Below are 15,041 nucleotides of genomic sequence, written 5' to 3'. Positions count from 1 at the left end.
CGTGGGAATCGGCTGGCGTGCGCCTGCGGCTCAGGCGTCGATGTCGATGAGGGCCAGGCCGCTTTCGCGGTCGCAGGTCTTGCGCAGGTAGCCCGGCGATTCGACCAGCAGCACCTCGAGCGTGGGCTGCACGGTGGCCTGCAGCACATGGCCGCCGATCGTGCTGCCGTCGCGCCGGCCCAGCACGGCGTGCGCATGCACCGTGGGCTGGTCGCCATCGAGCGCGACGTCGCCGTTGAGGGACAGCACCTCGACCTGCTCCCCGACGGGAATGCGCTCGTATTCCTTGCGCTCCCAGTCGAAGTACCCCAGCACCGCCCCGCGCAGCGCACCGATCGCGCTGAAGCGGCTGGCCGACAGCCCGTGCGTCTTCGCAAACTCTTCCAGCAGGGGCATGACTTCGTCGCCCGTCTCGAACACCAGGGCGATGGTGCGCTCGGGGCCGGCGTTGAGGATCTTGGATTTCATGGCGGGGCGGGTCCTTTCGATCGTCGCGTCAGCGCGGGGAGTTCTGCTTGCAGTCCTCGGCGGTGCCCCGGCAGTCGTCCTGGCGCGAGGGCGCACCGGGATCGTCCGCACGCGGCTTGGTGCTGTCCTTGTCTTCGCCGGCGGGCTTGGGGTCGGCCGGCGGCTTCTTCACCAGGCCTGGGTCGCGGTCGGGCGGCGCGGGCTTCACCAGCCGCGGATTGCCATGGGCAGGCGGCTTCACGAGGAACTCGGAGTCGGGCTGTGCTTCAGGCCGAACCGGTGGGGGCGGCGGCTTGTCGGCCGGCTGCGCGGCAACCGGAGCGGCGATCAGCACCGCAAGAACCCCGAGGGCGAGGCGTGAAGTCACTGTGGATTTCGTTGAATTGCGCATGGCGTTCACCCATGCGCCGAAGGTTTCACCGGCGCGGTCCGGGCGGTGTAGGCCTCCTTCGCCAATGGCCGCAAGTCAGCGACCCCGTGCCCGGGCATTCCGTCAGGCGAACATGACATCGTCCGACAGGACGCAGGCCGCTGCCGCGCGCCAATCGGGCGATCGATCCGACCGACGGAGCACCACCCATGTCCACACGAACCGCCGACCACGCCGCCACCGACAAAACCGCCACGCTGTACCGCATGGTCATGCCCGGGCACATCTGCCCCTTCGGCCTGAAGGCGCGCTTCCTGCTGCGGCGCAAGGGCTACGCGGTCGACGACCGGTGGCTGAAAACGCGCGAGCAGACCGACGCCTTCAAGGCCGAGCAGCAGGTGAAGACCACGCCGCAGGCCTTCATCGACGGGCGCCGCATCGGCGGCTACGACGACCTGCGCCGCCACTTCGGCCTGGCGGTGCGCGAACCCGGCGAGACCTCGTACCGGCCGGTGATCGCGGTGTTCGCCGTGGCGCTGCTCATGGCCGGCGCGAGCCTGCTGGCGGCGGGCCAGTCGCTCGCAAGTCCGCAGCTGCTGTCGTCGTTCATCGCCTTCGCGATGTGCATCCTGGCGCTGCTCAAGCTGCAGGACGTGGAGAGCTTCTCGACCATGTTCCTCAACTACGACCTGCTGGCGCGGCGCTTCGTGCTCTACGCCTACGTCTACCCCTTCGCAGAGCTGCTGGCCGGCGTGCTGATGGTGGCGGGCCGGCTGCACGCGGTGGCGATTCCGGTGGCGCTTTTCATCGGCAGCGTGGGCGCGGTGTCGGTGCTCAAGGCCGTGTACGTCGACCGGCGAGAGCTCAAGTGCGCCTGCGTCGGCGGGAGCAGCAACGTGCCGCTGGGCTTCGTGTCGCTGACCGAGAACCTGATGATGGTGGCGATGGCGCTGTGGATGCTCGCCGGCACCGCCGGCGCATGACCGGCCGACGCCACCCTAGGCCCGGTCCCAGCCCCCGCCGAGCGCCTTGTACAGGTTCACGGAATTCACCGCCGCCTTCAGCTGCAGTTCGATGAGCTGCTGCTGCCCGGTGTACAGCTCGCGCTGCGCATCCTGGCTCGAGAAGTAGTCTTCCATGCCGCTGCGATAACGCGTGCGCGAGATGCCGGCCACCTTCTCGAGCACCTGCACGCGCGCCTGCTGCGCCTCCAGCTGCGGCTGCAGGTGGTCGCCGGCGATCAGCGCGTGGGCCACCTCGCGAAAGGCCACCTGCGCCGCGGATTCGTACCCGGCCATCGCGGCGGCCAGCCGCTCCTGGTTGGCGCTGACGTTGGCGGACCGGCGCCCCCAGTCGAAGATCGGCAGCGACACGCCCAGCACGCCGGCCCAGCTGCTGTTGCCGCTGGCGAGCAAGGTCGACAGCTCCTTGCTGACACCGCCGGCCAGCGCCGTGAGCGAGATGGTCGGCAGCATCGCGGCCTTGGCCGCGCCCACGCCCGCGTTGGCGGCCTCGACGCGCGCGTACGCCGCCAGCAGGTCGGGCCGGCGCTGCAGCAGGCTCGACGGCAGCCCGGCCGCGACCGGCGCCGTGGAGCGCTCGGGCCAGGGCCGCGCGGTGCCCGTCTCGGGCGGCACGGCGCGCCCGACCAGCACGTTGAGCCACTGCAGGTCCTGCGCGACACGCATGCGGTATTCCTCCTGCCGCACGCGCGCGTTCTGCAGCAGCGACTGCACGCGGTACACGTCGAGCTGCGCGGCGCCGCCGACGGCGCGGGCGCGCCCGATCATGTCGGCGTTGGCGTTCAGCGCGGTCTCGTTGGCCATGGCCAGCGCGAGCAAGGCGCGGTCGGCGCGCAGCGTGAGGTAGGCATTCGACACCTCGCCCACCAGGTTCATGCGCGCGGCGGCATGGTCCTTGTCGCCGGCCTCGGCGAGCGCACCGCTTTGCTGCGCGGTGCTCTGCTGGCGGCCGAAGAAGTCCAGCTCGTACGACATCACGCCCGCCTGGATGTCGAAGCTGTTCGACACGCGCCCGTCCGACGGCAGGTTGCCGACCGGGCTGAGCGAGCCCTGGGTCGTGGTCTGCGCCCGCTGGCCGTGCGCCGACAGGCCCACCTGCGGGAACAGCGAGGCACGGCTGCCGGCATAGGTGGCGCGCGCCTCGCGCGCCTTCGCGGCATAGACGCGCAGGTCGCGGTTGTTGTCGAGCGCCGTGGCGATCAGGCCGCGCAGTTCCTCGTCCTGCACGAAGCTGCGCCAGTCCGCCGGCTGCGCGTCCGGCGCCGTGGCGCCGGCCGGCCATTGCGAGGGCACCGCGAGGTCGGGCTCCTTCATCGGCGGCGTGAGGTTGCATCCGGTCGTCACCAGCAGGATGCACACGGCCAGCACCGCGAGCAGCAGCCGCAGCGACAGCCGCGCGAAGCCCGCGCCCGGCGCGCGCATACCCGCGCTCGCGAACAACGCCGAAGCGGCCTGCCAGGGCCGCACCTGCACCGCCACGTGGCTCGGCGGCACGTTGAAGACGTGGCGCACGAGGTGTTCGCGCTGCGCCTCGGTGGCAGCAAACTTCAACTCGGCCCCCGCCCTGCCGCGCGCGGCGAGGTGGGCCGACAGCCAGCCGATCGGCTCGACATGCACCTCCAGCGGCTGACCGACGCGCAGGCGCTTCAGCAGGCCCCGGCCTTCGAGCAATGCGCCGTCGGTCGCGATGTTGACGAAGCGCGACTCGCCCTCGCCCGCGGCCGTGCGCACCCGTGTCAGCGCGCGCCACGGAAAGCGCTCTTCCTGCTGCGGGCGCGGCAGGTCGACGCAGGCCATGAGCGCGCCCAGGCACAGCACCAGCGCGATGCCGGTCCACACGAGGTTGAGCTGGTCGCCGGGCGTGAGCGCCGCGCCGCTCAGGGCCGCCATCGCAGCCGCGCCCTGCAGCGCCACGAGCAGGCCGCCGAAGACGGCCACCAGCTTCCAGTGCACCACCGTGCGCGAACGGTCGAGTCCCTTGGCCGTCACCTTGAACGGATGGCCGAAGGGCTTGAGCATCGCGCGGGCCAGCGTGCTGCTCACGGCCATTGCCGCCACCAGCTGGCTCACCTCGCTGAACACGGGCAAGCAGCGCCGCTGGCTGATCCAGTAGCTGTAGGCCCAGAACATCATGAGCGTCGGCAGGCCGTAGGCCGCAAAGGCCTGCGGCGTGGCGTGGAAGGCCGACACGCCGGCATACCAGTACAGCGCCGGCGCCAGCAAGACGAGCACCATGAACGGCTTGCCCAGCCAATGCAGCAGCCCGTGCAGGAAGTGCAGCCGCGCCGGCAGGCTGTAGCCCCGGCCGAGCAAGGGCCCGTCGGGCAGCAGCGCAAGCTGCACGGTGCCCAGGCACCAGCGGCTGCGCTGGTTGATGTAGTCGATGATGCTCTCGGCCGACAACCCGTTCGACAGCCGCTCGCCCAGCCAGCGCGTGATGCGGCCCTGGCGCAGCAGCAGGTAGGTGGTGTGGATGTCCTCGCACACGCTGCCGACCGGGAACCCGCCCGCGTCGGTGATCGCGTCGCGCCGCACGATGAACGAGGTGCCCACGCAGAAGGCCGAATCGACCGCGTCCTTGGCGGGCTGCAGCACGTCGAAGAACACGCGCTGCTCGTCGACCCAGCTGTCGGTGGCGCGCAGGTTGTGCTGGATGGGGTCGGCGTTGTAATAGAACTGCGGCGTCTGCACCAGCCCCACGCGCTTGTCCTCGAACAGGCCCAGCATGCGGTAGACGATCTGCCGCTGCGGCGCGAAGTCGGCGTCGAGCACGAGGATGAACGGCGCGTCGGTCACGCCCGCGGACAGGCGCAGGCCGTTGTTGAGGTTGCCGGCCTTGGCGTGGCTGTTGTCGGGCCGCCGTGCGTAGTGCACGCCGCGGCGCTCGCAGTAGTCGCGCAGCCAGTCGCGCCGCGTGTCGTCGAGCACCCAGACGTTCAGCCGCGGGTAGTCGATGGCCTGCGCGGCGATGATGGTTTTCTCGAGCACGGCCAGCTCTTCGTTGTAGGTGCAGATGAAGACGTCGACCGCCGGCACATCGTCACCGCGAGCGCGCAGCGCGGCCTCGCCCCGGTCGGCCTGCGCGCGGTTGTCGCGGCGCCGCATGAGCATGTGGATCGACATCAGCGTGTAGACGATGGCCGTGAGCTCGAAGCCCAGGAACACCCAGGCGAACAGGGTTTCGAAACCCAGGTCCGACGGCGGCATGGTGGCGACGATGCGCCAGACGGCGTAGCGCATCAGCAGCAGCGCCGTCAGCGCGCCGAACAGCACGCGGTGGGTGATGCGGTCCACCCTGGCCCAGGTCATGAGGAGCAAGGCAAGCCCCCCGACCAGTGCGTTGAGCTGGAATTCCGGAGTGGCGATCAGGCTGGACATGATGGAACGGCTCCCGAGGCAAGGGTCTTGCCGGTGAAAGGGTTGAAGCCCGTGGCGGCCAGGGCGATCCAGGCGGTCGCGCCCAGGTGGGGCCAGCGGTAGTAGAAAAAATCGGCCCCCGTCGAATCGGGGCCAATGGCCAGGCCGGTGGAAATGCGCGCGCCCGGCGTGGCGTAGTACAGGCCGTTGCCGGCGCGCTGCGCGGCGAGCAGCTGCCACAGCGCCTCGGGCGCCGTGCCCTTGCGCGCCACCAGTGTGGCGGCGGCCTGTGCGCTGCCTTCGGTCCAGATGCCGTCGGGCTCGCGCGAGAAACCGTAGCCCGCGCCGGAGCGGTGGTGCTTCTCCACCCAGTCGAGGCTGCGCACCCAGGCGCACGAGCCCTCGGGCGCCGCGAGCACCGGCCACAGCTGCGCGTCGAGGCCGGAACCTTCGGTGGAGACGGTCGCGCCGTCCTCCTTGGTGCCGATGTGAAAACGCTGCTCCGACGGGTTCCACATGCGGCGCACGAAATCGAGCGCGGTGCGCGCCTGTCTCTGCTCCGCCGCGTCGGGCTGGCCCTCGGCGCGCGCGGCCCGTGCCGCCCACGCCGCGGCCATCGCGATGTCCAGGTTGTGCTCGGTCGACTTCCAGGTCTGCGCACGCTGGGCGTTGTCCCATCCATGGCGCCCACCGTTGTAGCCGTCGGGTCCGTTCTTGGCGCGCGTGTTCTGCTCGGTCCAGGCCAGCAGCCGGCGCGCGGTCGCCAGGTAGGCGGGTGTCGGTTCGGCCTGGTGCAGGTTCAGCAGCAGCAGCGCCGCCCAGGCCACGTTGCCGGTGGCGGTGCTGACCTGGTACGCGTCGGCGATCCACTGCTTGCGCCCGGCGTCCCAGCGGCCCGGCAGCGCGGGCTTTTCTTCAGTGACCGGCCCGGCGCGGTAGGCGTTGCGCACGCGCCCGTCGGGCATCGACTGGTCGTGCGCCACGGCCCGCACCACGGCATCGCCGATGCGCCGTGCGGCAGCGCGGTCGCCGCACGCCAGCAGCGCGATGCCGGCCAGCGCGTTGTCGTAGGTGAAGGCAGCGCCCGCCAGCGCGGGTTCGAACGGCGGCTCGCCGGGCGCACCCGTCGTGCGGTAGCTGGTCAGGAACAGCGGCCCCGACGCCGCGCCGCCCTGGTCGTGCGCGACGGCGCGTCGCAGCCCGTCGCAGCTGTCGCGCGCAAGGGCCTGCTGCGTGGCGCCGGGCGAAGGCGCAGCGACAACCGCAGCGCCGACCAGCGCGATCGATGCAGCGGCGCAGCGCGCCCCTGTGGCGAGCGAAAGACGAATCGGCATGGCGTTCTCACCTGCTGTGCGCTCAGGCCTTGGCAAGGCTGGCGGAGACCACCTTGCCCGGCACGCACAAGGTCTGTCGGCTGCCGTCCGCGGACTGCGGCGGCTCGGCCGCCTCGATGCGCGCCACGGCATAGATCGAGCCCTGCTCCGCAAAGGGGAAGGGCACGCTGTAGGTGCTCTGCAGCGCATCGGAGGCCACGGGCAGCAACTGCTCGACGCGCGCCGGCACCGCGACGTTCTCCGCCACCTTCACATCGAGCATGGAGCCGACGCTCAGGCGCTTGGCCAGCCGCGCGGGAAACACGGCGATGACGCCGATGCGGCTGCAGTCGGTCACGCGCACCAGCGACGCACCCGCCGTGACATACGCGCCTTCGGGCGTCAGCACGGTGTGCACCATGCCGGGCTGGGTGGCTTTCACTTCGTAGGCGGCGAGCTTTTCGACGCGGCGACGCTCTTCTTCCTCGAGCTGCGAGATCTCCTTGAGCTGCTTGAAGATCGCGGTGCCGTCCTGGCGCGCGCGGTCGGTGCTGTTTCGCAGCGCTTCGCGCCGGCTCGCGAGCGTCTGGAACAGGCTGTTGCCCCCGGTGCCCACGAAGGCGCCCTGCCCCGCGCTCGCCACGGTCTGCGCCTGCCCCGCGAAGGCCTGCTCGGCCACCGCCGCAGCGGCACGGGCGGTGCTCAGCTGCGCCTCGGACGCGTTCATCACCTGTTCGCTGATGGCGCCTTCTTTCAGCAGCGCCTCGTTGGTGCGCACCTTGTTCTCCTGCTCGGCGACCATGCTGTGCGCCACGTCGCGCTGGCGCTGCGCGATCTCCCAGGCGTCCCAGGTCTGCGCCAGCGAAGCCTGACGCGTCACCTGCGCCTGCTGGCCGATGGAGCGCATCTCCTGGCTGTCGGACTTGTACTGGTTGCCCAGCTGCGCCATCTGGCTCTGCAGGCCGAGGCGCTGCGTGGTCAGCGTGGTGAGGATCTCCTGGCTGACCGTCGGGTTGCGCACGGTCGCCACCAGCGTGCCGGGCAGCACCGCGTTGCCCGAGCGCACCGCCATCTGCGTCACCACGCCATTGATCGGCGAAGTGACGATGCCGACCGGCGCCTGCAGCACGGCGCGCGTGGCCTGCGAGGACAACAGCGGCTCGACCAGCGTGGCGACCATGAGCCACAGCACGAAGGCCAGCAGCGCATAGCCCGCCAGCCTGGGAACAAGGGCGCCTCGCTGGCGCCGGCGCCGGCCTCGCACGGCACGCGGCCTGGCACGCACGGCCGCGTGCGGTTTCGACGCAGAAGGAATGGGTCTGGACACTGGCATAACCACCTCTTGAAAACATCGACGGCGGGCCTTGAACGGCACACCCCTTTGGTGAAGAAAGAGACTGACTCAAGCCTCCCCCACCCCTCTTCCGCGCCTTCGATTTTTCGTGCTGCGGTGCAATAAAGTTACGCCCAAAGCGCGGTCCGAGCTGCTTCCGGGAGAAACAAGATGTGCGAACTTCACATTTACTTTTGGGCCGCGGACCGGGCGAAGTCCTACATTGGTTCTGCTGCGGCGGGGGGTTGACACGAACCGGGCGCCCCGGCACGCCGGCATGCCGCGCGATCGCGTTTGTCTCGGAAGCGCGCAGGTGTCGCGAGGGCGCAAGCCGAGGAGGCCGTCGGCCCGGGGCGCCCTGCAAAAAACGCGGCGTGTGCGCCGCGCTCAACAGACCGTAACGATATTGCCGCGAATGGTCACAGCCGCCGCGACGGCGTGTGGCGGGCGCGCATCAGCGATGGCGGCCGCGGCGCGGTTCCAGCGAGAGTTGAGCCCGTTGAGCCCCTTGAGCCCGCTCAGTCCGCAAGACGGACGCGCACCTCACACCCCGGCGGCACAAAGATCTCGTCGCAGTTCGGCCCCACCCCGCCGCGGTCGATCACCACGAAACTGGCCGTCTGCTGCGTGACCACCAGCGGGTGGTGCCAGACGCCGCGCGCATAGTTCACGCCCTGCCGCCCGTCGGTGACGAAGGCGCGGATGTCTTCCACGCGCACCGTGTCGCCCGCCGGCGCCACGACCACGAGAAAGCGGCTGCCGTCCATCGGCACGAAGGCCTGGCTGCCCAGCGGGTGGCGCTCCAGCATGCGCACGGGCAGCGGCATCGCATAGGGCTGCGTCTCGAAGATGTTCACCAGCACGCGGCTGTCGCCGGGACCCGGGTCCACGCGCGCCAGGTCGTGGAAGCGCGTGGTCATGCCCGCGTTGATCGACATCGAGCGGCTGTGCGCGCTCTCGATGACGTCGCCGAACGCGGCGAAGGCCTCGCGCGTCAGCGGCTGCGCGACGAGCGCGAGCGCAGCGGGCGTGCCCGGCGCCGGGGGCAGGAAGGTGGGGCTGGCAATCGTCAACGGAAACTCCTCGGCATGGGGTCCAACTGTATGACCAGTATCCGCGTGAAGCGTCCACGCAGCTCGACGAGCACATGGCGATCATCGAGGCGCTCACGCACCCCCACTCAATCCAGCGTCGCCAGGTAGGCCGCGATGTCGCGCGCGTCAGCCTCGGTCACGCCCATCTCGGGCATCGCGGTGCGCGGATCGACCGTGTGCGTGTGGCGCAGCCATCGCACCATGTGCTCGGGCGTGTTGGCAAGCTGGCCGGCGATCATGTCGCGCCGTGCGACGCCGGCGAGCGACGGCCCCACATGCGGCGACGAGCCCGTGACGCCGGGAATGACGTGGCATGCATTGCACGCGTACTGCGACAGTGCCCGCTGCCCGCGCCGGACGCTGTCGCCGATGCCGTCGTTGGCGCGCGGCCCCGGCGCACACGTCGGCCCGGGTGAGGCACCGGGCGACACCGTCACCTCGCCCGCCTGCGCTTGCTGTGCGTACTGCTGCGGCGTCATGTCGGGCAGATGCTGCAGGAACGCCACCAGCGCCCACAGGTCGTCCTCGGAGAGCCGGTACTCCCAGGCCGGCATGCCGCTCATGCGGATGCCGTTCTTCGTGACCCAGTAGAGCTCGCGCGCGTGCCAGCGCTGGCGCGCGTCCACCAGCGGACCCGGCAGTGGCTGCATGCTCTTGCCGATGTCGCCCTGCGCCACGCCCGGCGCGCCGTGGCACTGCACGCACTTGGCGCGGTAGCAGGCGGCGCCGCGCGTCACCCGTTGCGCGTCGTCCAGCGGCGGCGGACGGATGTCGCGGGCGCGCAGGCGCACCGACTGGCGCATCGCCGTCTCGAGCAGCGTGTGCACGGGCTGGTAGTGCGGCGTGTTCGCGGCCACGTCGTACAGGCCGCCGAGCACCACGCACGCAGCGCCGGCCAGCGCCGCCGCGCCCAGCGCCGCGACGGTGAGGAGAAACGTCTTGGTCGTCCCCATTTGGCGGCATTGTCCGACGCGCACCCGCGCCGCCGTGTCGGCGCAAGCCGCGTCCGCGCTCGCAGAATCCGCCCATGGCCGCCCCCGCCGCCGATCGTTGCGCAGCCCACGCCTTGCCTTCCCGCCGCACGGCCGCCGGGCTTCTGCTGCTCGCCGTACTTGCCGGCGGCTGCGAAGTCGGCGAGCGCCCCCTGCCTTACGGCGATGCGTCCCCGGACCAGCGCCTGTCGGGCCAGCGCCTGCTCGCGCAGTACCAGTGCGGCAGCTGCCATGCCATTCCGGGCGTGGCTGCCGTCCGCCAGCAGACGACCGGCCCCGTGCTCGCCGCCTTCGGCCGGCGCAGCTACATCGCGGGCCACGTGCCCAACCGGCCCGACACGCTCGCACGCTGGATCGCCGACCCCGCCGCGCTCGTGCCCGGCACGCCGATGCCCGCGATGGGTGTCTCGCCCAGCGACGCGCGCGACATGGCGGCCTACCTGCTGGCGCTCGAATGACCGGCGCCACGCCCCAGTCGGCACTGCACTCGGCCGGCCCGGTCGCCGACACGCTGCTGGGCGTCACCGGCCTGCTGAGCGCGGGCGCGGCGCTGATCCTGCTCGGCGTGATGGCGCTGCTGGCGGCGGCGGTGCGCCGCCGCGAAGGCACGCTGAACGTGCGGCTGTGGCTGCTCGGCGGCGGCGTGGTGTTTCCGGTCGTGGTGCTCACGGCGCTGTTCGCCTACAGCGAATGGCACCGCCCGCCGTGGCAGCCCGTGCCGCCGAAGGACGCGCTCATCGTCGGCGTCACCGGCCACATGTGGTGGTGGGAGGTGCGCTACCGCGACCCCGCCACGGGCGCGGAGGTGGTCACGGCGAACGAGATCCGCATCCCCGTCGGACGCCCCGTGTACTTCGGCCTCGGCAGCGCCGACGTGATCCACAGCTTCTGGATCCCCGCGCTGGGCGGCAAGATGGACATGCTGCCGGGCCGCGTGCAGCACCTGCGGCTGCAGGCCGACCGCCCGGGCGTGTGGCGCGGCCAGTGCGCCGAATACTGCGGCGAGCAGCATGCGCGCATGGCGCTGCACGTGGTGGCACTGGCCCCCGCCGATTTCGACGCCTGGCTCGCCGCGCAGGCCCGGCCCGCCGTGCCGGCCGACGCGCTGTCGCCCGCGCTCGTGCGCGGGCGCGAGGCCTTCCTGGCCCACCGCTGCGACGCCTGCCACACGGTGCGCGGCGTGAGCGAAACCAGCCGCCTCGGCCCCGACCTCACGCATGTCGGCAGCCGGCTCTACCTGGGCGCGGGCACCGTGGCCAACGACGCCGACGGGCGCGCCGCCTGGGTCGCCCACACGCAGGCGCTGAAGCCCGGCGCGCGCATGCCGTCGTCGCACGCGCGCCTCGACGACGCCACGCTGCGGTCCATTGCCGACTGGCTCGGCCACCTCGAATGAACACGACCACCGACGCCGCCGACCCGGACCGCGAAGCGCTCGAGCGCGCATGGCAAGCGCCGCGCGGCTGGCGGCTGCTCTCGGCCGTCAACAACACGCACATCGGCGGCTTCTACATCGCCACGGCCATGCTCTTCTTCGTGCTCGCCGGCGTGCTCGCGCTGGTGATGCGCACGCAACTGGCCGTGCCCGACAACGACCTCGTCGACGCGCGCACCTACAACCAGCTGTTCACGATGCATGGCACCGTGATGATGTTTCTGTTCGCGGTGCCGATCGTCGAGGCGGTGGCGGTGTACCTGCTGCCCGGCATGCTCGGCGCGCGCGACCTGCCGTTTCCGCGCCTGTCGGCCTATGCCTTCTGGACCTACGCCATCGGCGGCATCGTCTTCTTCTGCACGATCTTCTTCGGCGAGGCGCCCGACGGCGGCTGGTTCATGTACCCGCCGCTCACGGGCAAGGAGTTCTCGCCGGGGCGCGGCGCCGACTGGTGGCTGCTGGGCATCGGCTTCATCGAGATCTCGGCCATTGCGGGCGCCATCGAACTCATCATCGGCGTGCTCTTCACGCGCGCGCCGGGCATGACGCTCATGCGCATGCCGGTGTTTGCGTGGGCCATGCTGGTGAGCGCGCTGATGATCGTGTTCGCCTTTCCCGCGGTGATCGCGGCCACGATGCTGCTGGAGGTCGAGCGCGCCTTCGGCTGGCCCTTCTTCATGCCCGCGCGCGGCGGCGACCCGCTGCTGTGGCAACACCTGTTCTGGTTCTTCGGCCACCCCGAGGTCTACATCATCTTCCTGCCCGCGGCGGGCATGGTGTCGATGATGGTCGCCACCTGCGCGCGCACGCCGCTCGTGGGCTACCGCGCGGTGGTGATGGCGCTCATCGGCGTGGGCGTGGTGAGCTTCCTGCTGTGGGCGCACCACATGTTCACGGCCGGGCTGGGCGGCGTGCCGATGCTGCTGGTGTCGGCGGCCAGCTTCGTGGTCGCGATTCCGAGCGGGCTGCAGGTGTTCGCATGGATCGCCACCTTCTGGCGCGGCCGCGTCACGCTGGACACGCCGACGCTCTTCCTGCTCGGCTTCCACTTCATCTTCGTGCTCGGCGGGCTCACGGGCGTGATGGTGGCGGTGCTGCCCTTCGACTGGCAGGCGCACGACAGCTACTTCATCGTGGCCCACCTGCACTACGTGCTGATCGGCGGCATGGTGTTTCCGCTGTTCGCGGGCTTCTACCACTGGGCGCCGGTGTTCAACGGGCACCGGCTGTCGGAGCGCGCCGGGCGCTGGGTGTTCGGCCTGATGTTCGGCGGCTTCAACCTGGCGTTCTTTCCGATGCACATCGCCGGCCTGCTCGGCATGCCGCGCCGCGTGGTCACCTACGTAGGCGACCTGGGCTGGAACGGCCTCAACCTGGCATCGACCGTGGGCGCCTTCGTGCTCGCGGGCGGCGTGCTGCTGTTCCTTGTCGACGCGCTGCGCACGATGCGCCGCCCCGAGCGCGACCACGGCAACCCCTGGGGCGCGGGCACGCTCGAATGGCTGCCGCAGCGCGACTACGGCGTGCGCAGCATTCCCGAGGTCGATTCGCCCTACCCGCTGTGGCAGCAGCCGTCGTTGCCGCAAGAGGTCGAGCGCGGCCACCACTGGCTGCCGGGCACGGTCTTCGGCGGGCGTGAAACGCTGGTGACCAGCGTGCGCGCCGCGCGGCCGGTGCAGCTGCTGCGCCTGCCCACCGATGGCTGGTTGCCGGTGGTGGCAGCGGCGGGCACGGCCGGCTTCTTCCTGCTGCTGACGGTGTCGCAGACGGTGGCCGCCTCCGCGTGCGGCGTGCTGGCCATCGTCGCCATGCTCTGGTGGCTGTGGGAGGCCGACCAGGCGCCGCCCGCGCTGACCGCCGACGTCGGGCATGGCAGGTACCTGCCGGTCGTGGCAACCGGGCGCAACTCGCATTCGTGGTGGGCCACGGTCGTGCTCGTGGCCGTGGACATGACGATCTTCATCTCGCTGCTGTTCGCCCACCTGCACCTGGCGATGGCCGCCGAGGTCTGCCCGCCACCCGGCGCGGCGCTGCCCGCGCTGCAATGGCCGTTGCTCTCCGCGCTGCTGTGGCTGGCCGGATCGGGCGGCATCGCGTGGGCCGGCCGCCTGCTCGACGACCCGCGGCCGCAGCGCCAGCGTGCGCTGCGATGGCTCACGGTGCTGGCGCTGTGCTGCACGCTGGGGGCGGTGGCGATCGATCTCGCCAGCCACCGCATCGCGGGCCTCGACCCGACCGACCAGGCCTGGAGCGCGACCGTCGGCATGCTGCTGGGCTACGAGGCCTTCCATGCGGCCGTGCTGCTGTTTGCAGGCGGCTTCGTGCTGGCGCGCTCGTGGCGCGGCAAGCTGCAGCCCGTGGCGCGCGCCAGCCTCGACAACACGCGCCTGCTGTGGCACTGCGCGACGGCGCAGGGCGTGCTCGGCGCACTCGTCGTGCAGGCGGCGCCGCGCCTTCTGGGTTGAAGCCGGTCAGGCCAGCGCGGGCGCGCGCTTGCGACGCTCGCGCGCCGCGGGCTCGAACAGCTCGGAGGCCGCGGCCAGGTCTTTCAGCCAGGCCGCCCACGCGGCTTCACGCTGCGCCGGATCGCCGCGCAGCAGCGCCGACGGGTGCAGCGTGATCAGCACGCGCAATCCGTCCTCGCGCGCGAGCCATTGGCCGCGTTCGCGCGTGACCGCCACATGCCGCCCGAGCAGCGAACGCGCCGCGACGCCGCCGAGCGCGAGCAGCGCGCCGGGCCGCACCAGGCCGATCTCACCCTCGAGCCATGGAAGGCACGCATCGGCTTCGCGCTGCGCCGGCGTCTTGTGGATGCGCCGCTTGCCGCGCAGTTCGTACTTGAAGTGCTTGACCGCGTTGGTCACGTAGAGCTTGTCGCGCGACCAGCCCAGCTCGGCGACCGCGCGATCGAACAGCCGACCCGCCGGTCCCACGAACGGACGGCCCTGCAGGTCTTCCTTGTCGCCCGGTTGTTCGCCCACCACCATGAGGCGCGCACGCACCGGCCCTTCGCCGAACACCGACTGCGTGGCGCGCGCGCCGAGCGGGCAGTCGCGGCAGGCGTTGGTCGCCTCGCCCATGGCATGCAGCGCCACGGGGGCGGACTTCGTGCTGCGCGCGTCGCGAGGCGTCATTGCGCTCCTCCGGATTTCTTGTAGGTCAGCACACTGAGTTCGCCGTCGCCCTCCAGCCGCGCCACGCGAACCTCGGACAGATCGTCAATGCCCTTCTCGCGCAGCTTGGCCATCAGCTCTTCCACCGTGATCAGCTCGCGGCGCAGCGTGCGGTGCACGATGTGGCCGTGCCGCACCAGGGGCTCCGGCCGTGGCGCGAGAAAGCGCCACACCCACGGCGAGTGATAGCTCGCCCAATCGAGCAGGTAGTTCCAGCTGACCAGCGTGAAGATGAGCACCAGCCCGTCGCCGATGGTCTTGTAGTCGCCCTGCATGGCGTTGCTGGACGCGTCGGCGATGAGCACCACGAACAGCAGGTCGGCCACGCCCAGCGAGCCGACGTCGCGGCGCAGCAGGAAGCGGAACACGATCAACAGGGTCCAGTAGATCGCCGTTCCCCGCAGCACCATCTGCCACGGAGGTTGTTCAAGTCGGAACAGCTCCAGCATTGCGTCCATCCACCCATGTTCGACGGTTCCTCGCC

Annotated in this window: 13 protein-coding genes; 4 read left to right on the top strand and 9 right to left on the bottom strand. The window is 71.1% G+C overall.

The genetic code is table 11. The features are described 5' to 3' along the window. Positions 1–30 precede the first annotated feature (30 nt). A complete protein-coding gene (locus RZE79_RS09550) occupies positions 31–468 on the bottom strand; it encodes a PPC domain-containing DNA-binding protein (protein ID WP_153285277.1) in 438 nt (145 codons plus the stop codon). 28 nt (positions 469–496) lie between these two features. Further along, positions 497–835, bottom strand: coding sequence for a hypothetical protein (locus tag RZE79_RS09545; protein WP_319360175.1), 339 nt, complete (start codon positions 833–835; stop codon positions 497–499). A 212-nt stretch (positions 836–1,047) separates the two neighbouring features. Here RZE79_RS09545 and RZE79_RS09540 point away from each other — a divergent pair, with 212 nt between their 5' ends. Then, the gene (locus tag RZE79_RS09540; protein WP_319360174.1) at positions 1,048–1,821 is read left to right on the top strand and encodes a glutaredoxin family protein; all 774 of its coding nucleotides are present in this window, start codon (positions 1,048–1,050) and stop codon (positions 1,819–1,821) included. Positions 1,822–1,836: 15 nt separating this feature from the next. On the opposite strand, the gene RZE79_RS09535 is transcribed toward RZE79_RS09540, so the two are convergent. The 5 genes from RZE79_RS09535 to RZE79_RS09515 form a co-directional block, all read right to left on the bottom strand. Next, positions 1,837–5,238 (bottom strand): efflux transporter outer membrane subunit, encoded by a 3,402-nt coding sequence (locus tag RZE79_RS09535; protein WP_319360173.1) that lies wholly within the window; start codon positions 5,236–5,238, stop codon positions 1,837–1,839. Continuing rightward, a complete protein-coding gene (locus tag RZE79_RS09530) occupies positions 5,226–6,551 on the bottom strand; it encodes a hypothetical protein (RefSeq protein ID WP_319360171.1) in 1,326 nt (441 codons plus the stop codon). The genes RZE79_RS09535 and RZE79_RS09530 overlap by 13 nt, the downstream gene beginning before the upstream one ends. Before the next feature lie 22 nt (positions 6,552–6,573). Further along, positions 6,574–7,863 carry an HlyD family efflux transporter periplasmic adaptor subunit gene (locus RZE79_RS09525; protein ID WP_319360169.1) on the bottom strand — a complete coding sequence of 430 codons (1,290 nt, stop codon included), beginning with the start codon at positions 7,861–7,863 and terminating at the stop codon, positions 6,574–6,576. A 518-nt stretch (positions 7,864–8,381) separates the two neighbouring features. After that, positions 8,382–8,936: an ureidoglycolate lyase gene (locus RZE79_RS09520; protein ID WP_319360168.1), complete on the bottom strand. Its 555-nt coding sequence runs from the start codon at positions 8,934–8,936 to the stop codon at positions 8,382–8,384. A gap of 107 nt (positions 8,937–9,043) precedes the next feature. After that, positions 9,044–9,910, bottom strand: a complete 867-nt coding sequence (locus RZE79_RS09515) for a c-type cytochrome (RefSeq protein ID WP_319360167.1) — start codon at positions 9,908–9,910, stop codon at positions 9,044–9,046. A gap of 74 nt (positions 9,911–9,984) precedes the next feature. Here RZE79_RS09515 and RZE79_RS09510 point away from each other — a divergent pair, with 74 nt between their 5' ends. The 3 genes from RZE79_RS09510 to ctaD are packed head-to-tail and all read left to right on the top strand — an operon-like array spanning position 9,985 to position 13,849. Further along, positions 9,985–10,407, top strand: coding sequence for a c-type cytochrome (locus RZE79_RS09510; RefSeq protein WP_319360166.1), 423 nt, complete (start codon positions 9,985–9,987; stop codon positions 10,405–10,407). Next, positions 10,404–11,345 carry a c-type cytochrome gene (locus RZE79_RS09505; protein WP_319360164.1) on the top strand — a complete coding sequence of 314 codons (942 nt, stop codon included), beginning with the start codon at positions 10,404–10,406 and terminating at the stop codon, positions 11,343–11,345. Before RZE79_RS09510 ends, RZE79_RS09505 begins: the two co-directional genes overlap by 4 nt. Next, positions 11,342–13,849 carry a cytochrome c oxidase subunit I gene (gene ctaD, locus RZE79_RS09500; protein WP_319360162.1) on the top strand — a complete coding sequence of 836 codons (2,508 nt, stop codon included), beginning with the start codon at positions 11,342–11,344 and terminating at the stop codon, positions 13,847–13,849. The genes RZE79_RS09505 and ctaD overlap by 4 nt, the downstream gene beginning before the upstream one ends. A 6-nt stretch (positions 13,850–13,855) precedes the next feature. Here ctaD and RZE79_RS09495 read toward each other — a convergent pair whose 3' ends face one another. Beyond that, the gene (locus tag RZE79_RS09495) at positions 13,856–14,518 is read right to left on the bottom strand and encodes a UdgX family uracil-DNA binding protein (protein ID WP_319360161.1); all 663 of its coding nucleotides are present in this window, start codon (positions 14,516–14,518) and stop codon (positions 13,856–13,858) included. Further along, positions 14,515–15,015, bottom strand: coding sequence for a YetF domain-containing protein (locus tag RZE79_RS09490; protein WP_319360160.1), 501 nt, complete (start codon positions 15,013–15,015; stop codon positions 14,515–14,517). The genes RZE79_RS09495 and RZE79_RS09490 overlap by 4 nt, the downstream gene beginning before the upstream one ends. Positions 15,016–15,041: the final 26 nt, after the last annotated feature.

Origin of the sequence: Variovorax sp. EBFNA2, assembly GCF_033802765.1 — a bacterium.
Classification (GTDB): Bacteria; Pseudomonadota; Gammaproteobacteria; order Burkholderiales; family Burkholderiaceae_C; genus Variovorax; species Variovorax paradoxus_H.
The sequence above is the reverse complement of the archived record's forward strand: the minus strand, read 5'-3'. Positions and strand labels throughout refer to the sequence as shown.

What these genes read in the sequence shown, in the direction of transcription:
- RZE79_RS09550 (WP_153285277.1), bottom strand. Translation starts at nt 468, where the DNA reads ATGAAATCCAAGATCCTCAACGCCGGCCCCGAGCGCACCATCGCCCTG.
- RZE79_RS09540 (WP_319360174.1), top strand. Translation starts at nt 1,048, where the DNA reads ATGTCCACACGAACCGCCGACCACGCCGCCACCGACAAAACCGCCACG.
- RZE79_RS09535 (WP_319360173.1), bottom strand. Translation starts at nt 5,238, where the DNA reads ATGTCCAGCCTGATCGCCACTCCGGAATTCCAGCTCAACGCACTGGTC.
- RZE79_RS09530 (WP_319360171.1), bottom strand. Translation starts at nt 6,551, where the DNA reads ATGCCGATTCGTCTTTCGCTCGCCACAGGGGCGCGCTGCGCCGCTGCA.
- RZE79_RS09525 (WP_319360169.1), bottom strand. Translation starts at nt 7,863, where the DNA reads ATGCCAGTGTCCAGACCCATTCCTTCTGCGTCGAAACCGCACGCGGCC.
- RZE79_RS09515 (WP_319360167.1), bottom strand. Translation starts at nt 9,910, where the DNA reads ATGGGGACGACCAAGACGTTTCTCCTCACCGTCGCGGCGCTGGGCGCG.
- RZE79_RS09510 (WP_319360166.1), top strand. Translation starts at nt 9,985, where the DNA reads ATGGCCGCCCCCGCCGCCGATCGTTGCGCAGCCCACGCCTTGCCTTCC.
- RZE79_RS09505 (WP_319360164.1), top strand. Translation starts at nt 10,404, where the DNA reads ATGACCGGCGCCACGCCCCAGTCGGCACTGCACTCGGCCGGCCCGGTC.
- ctaD (WP_319360162.1), top strand. Translation starts at nt 11,342, where the DNA reads ATGAACACGACCACCGACGCCGCCGACCCGGACCGCGAAGCGCTCGAG.
- RZE79_RS09495 (WP_319360161.1), bottom strand. Translation starts at nt 14,518, where the DNA reads ATGACGCCTCGCGACGCGCGCAGCACGAAGTCCGCCCCCGTGGCGCTG.
- RZE79_RS09490 (WP_319360160.1), bottom strand. Translation starts at nt 15,015, where the DNA reads ATGGACGCAATGCTGGAGCTGTTCCGACTTGAACAACCTCCGTGGCAG.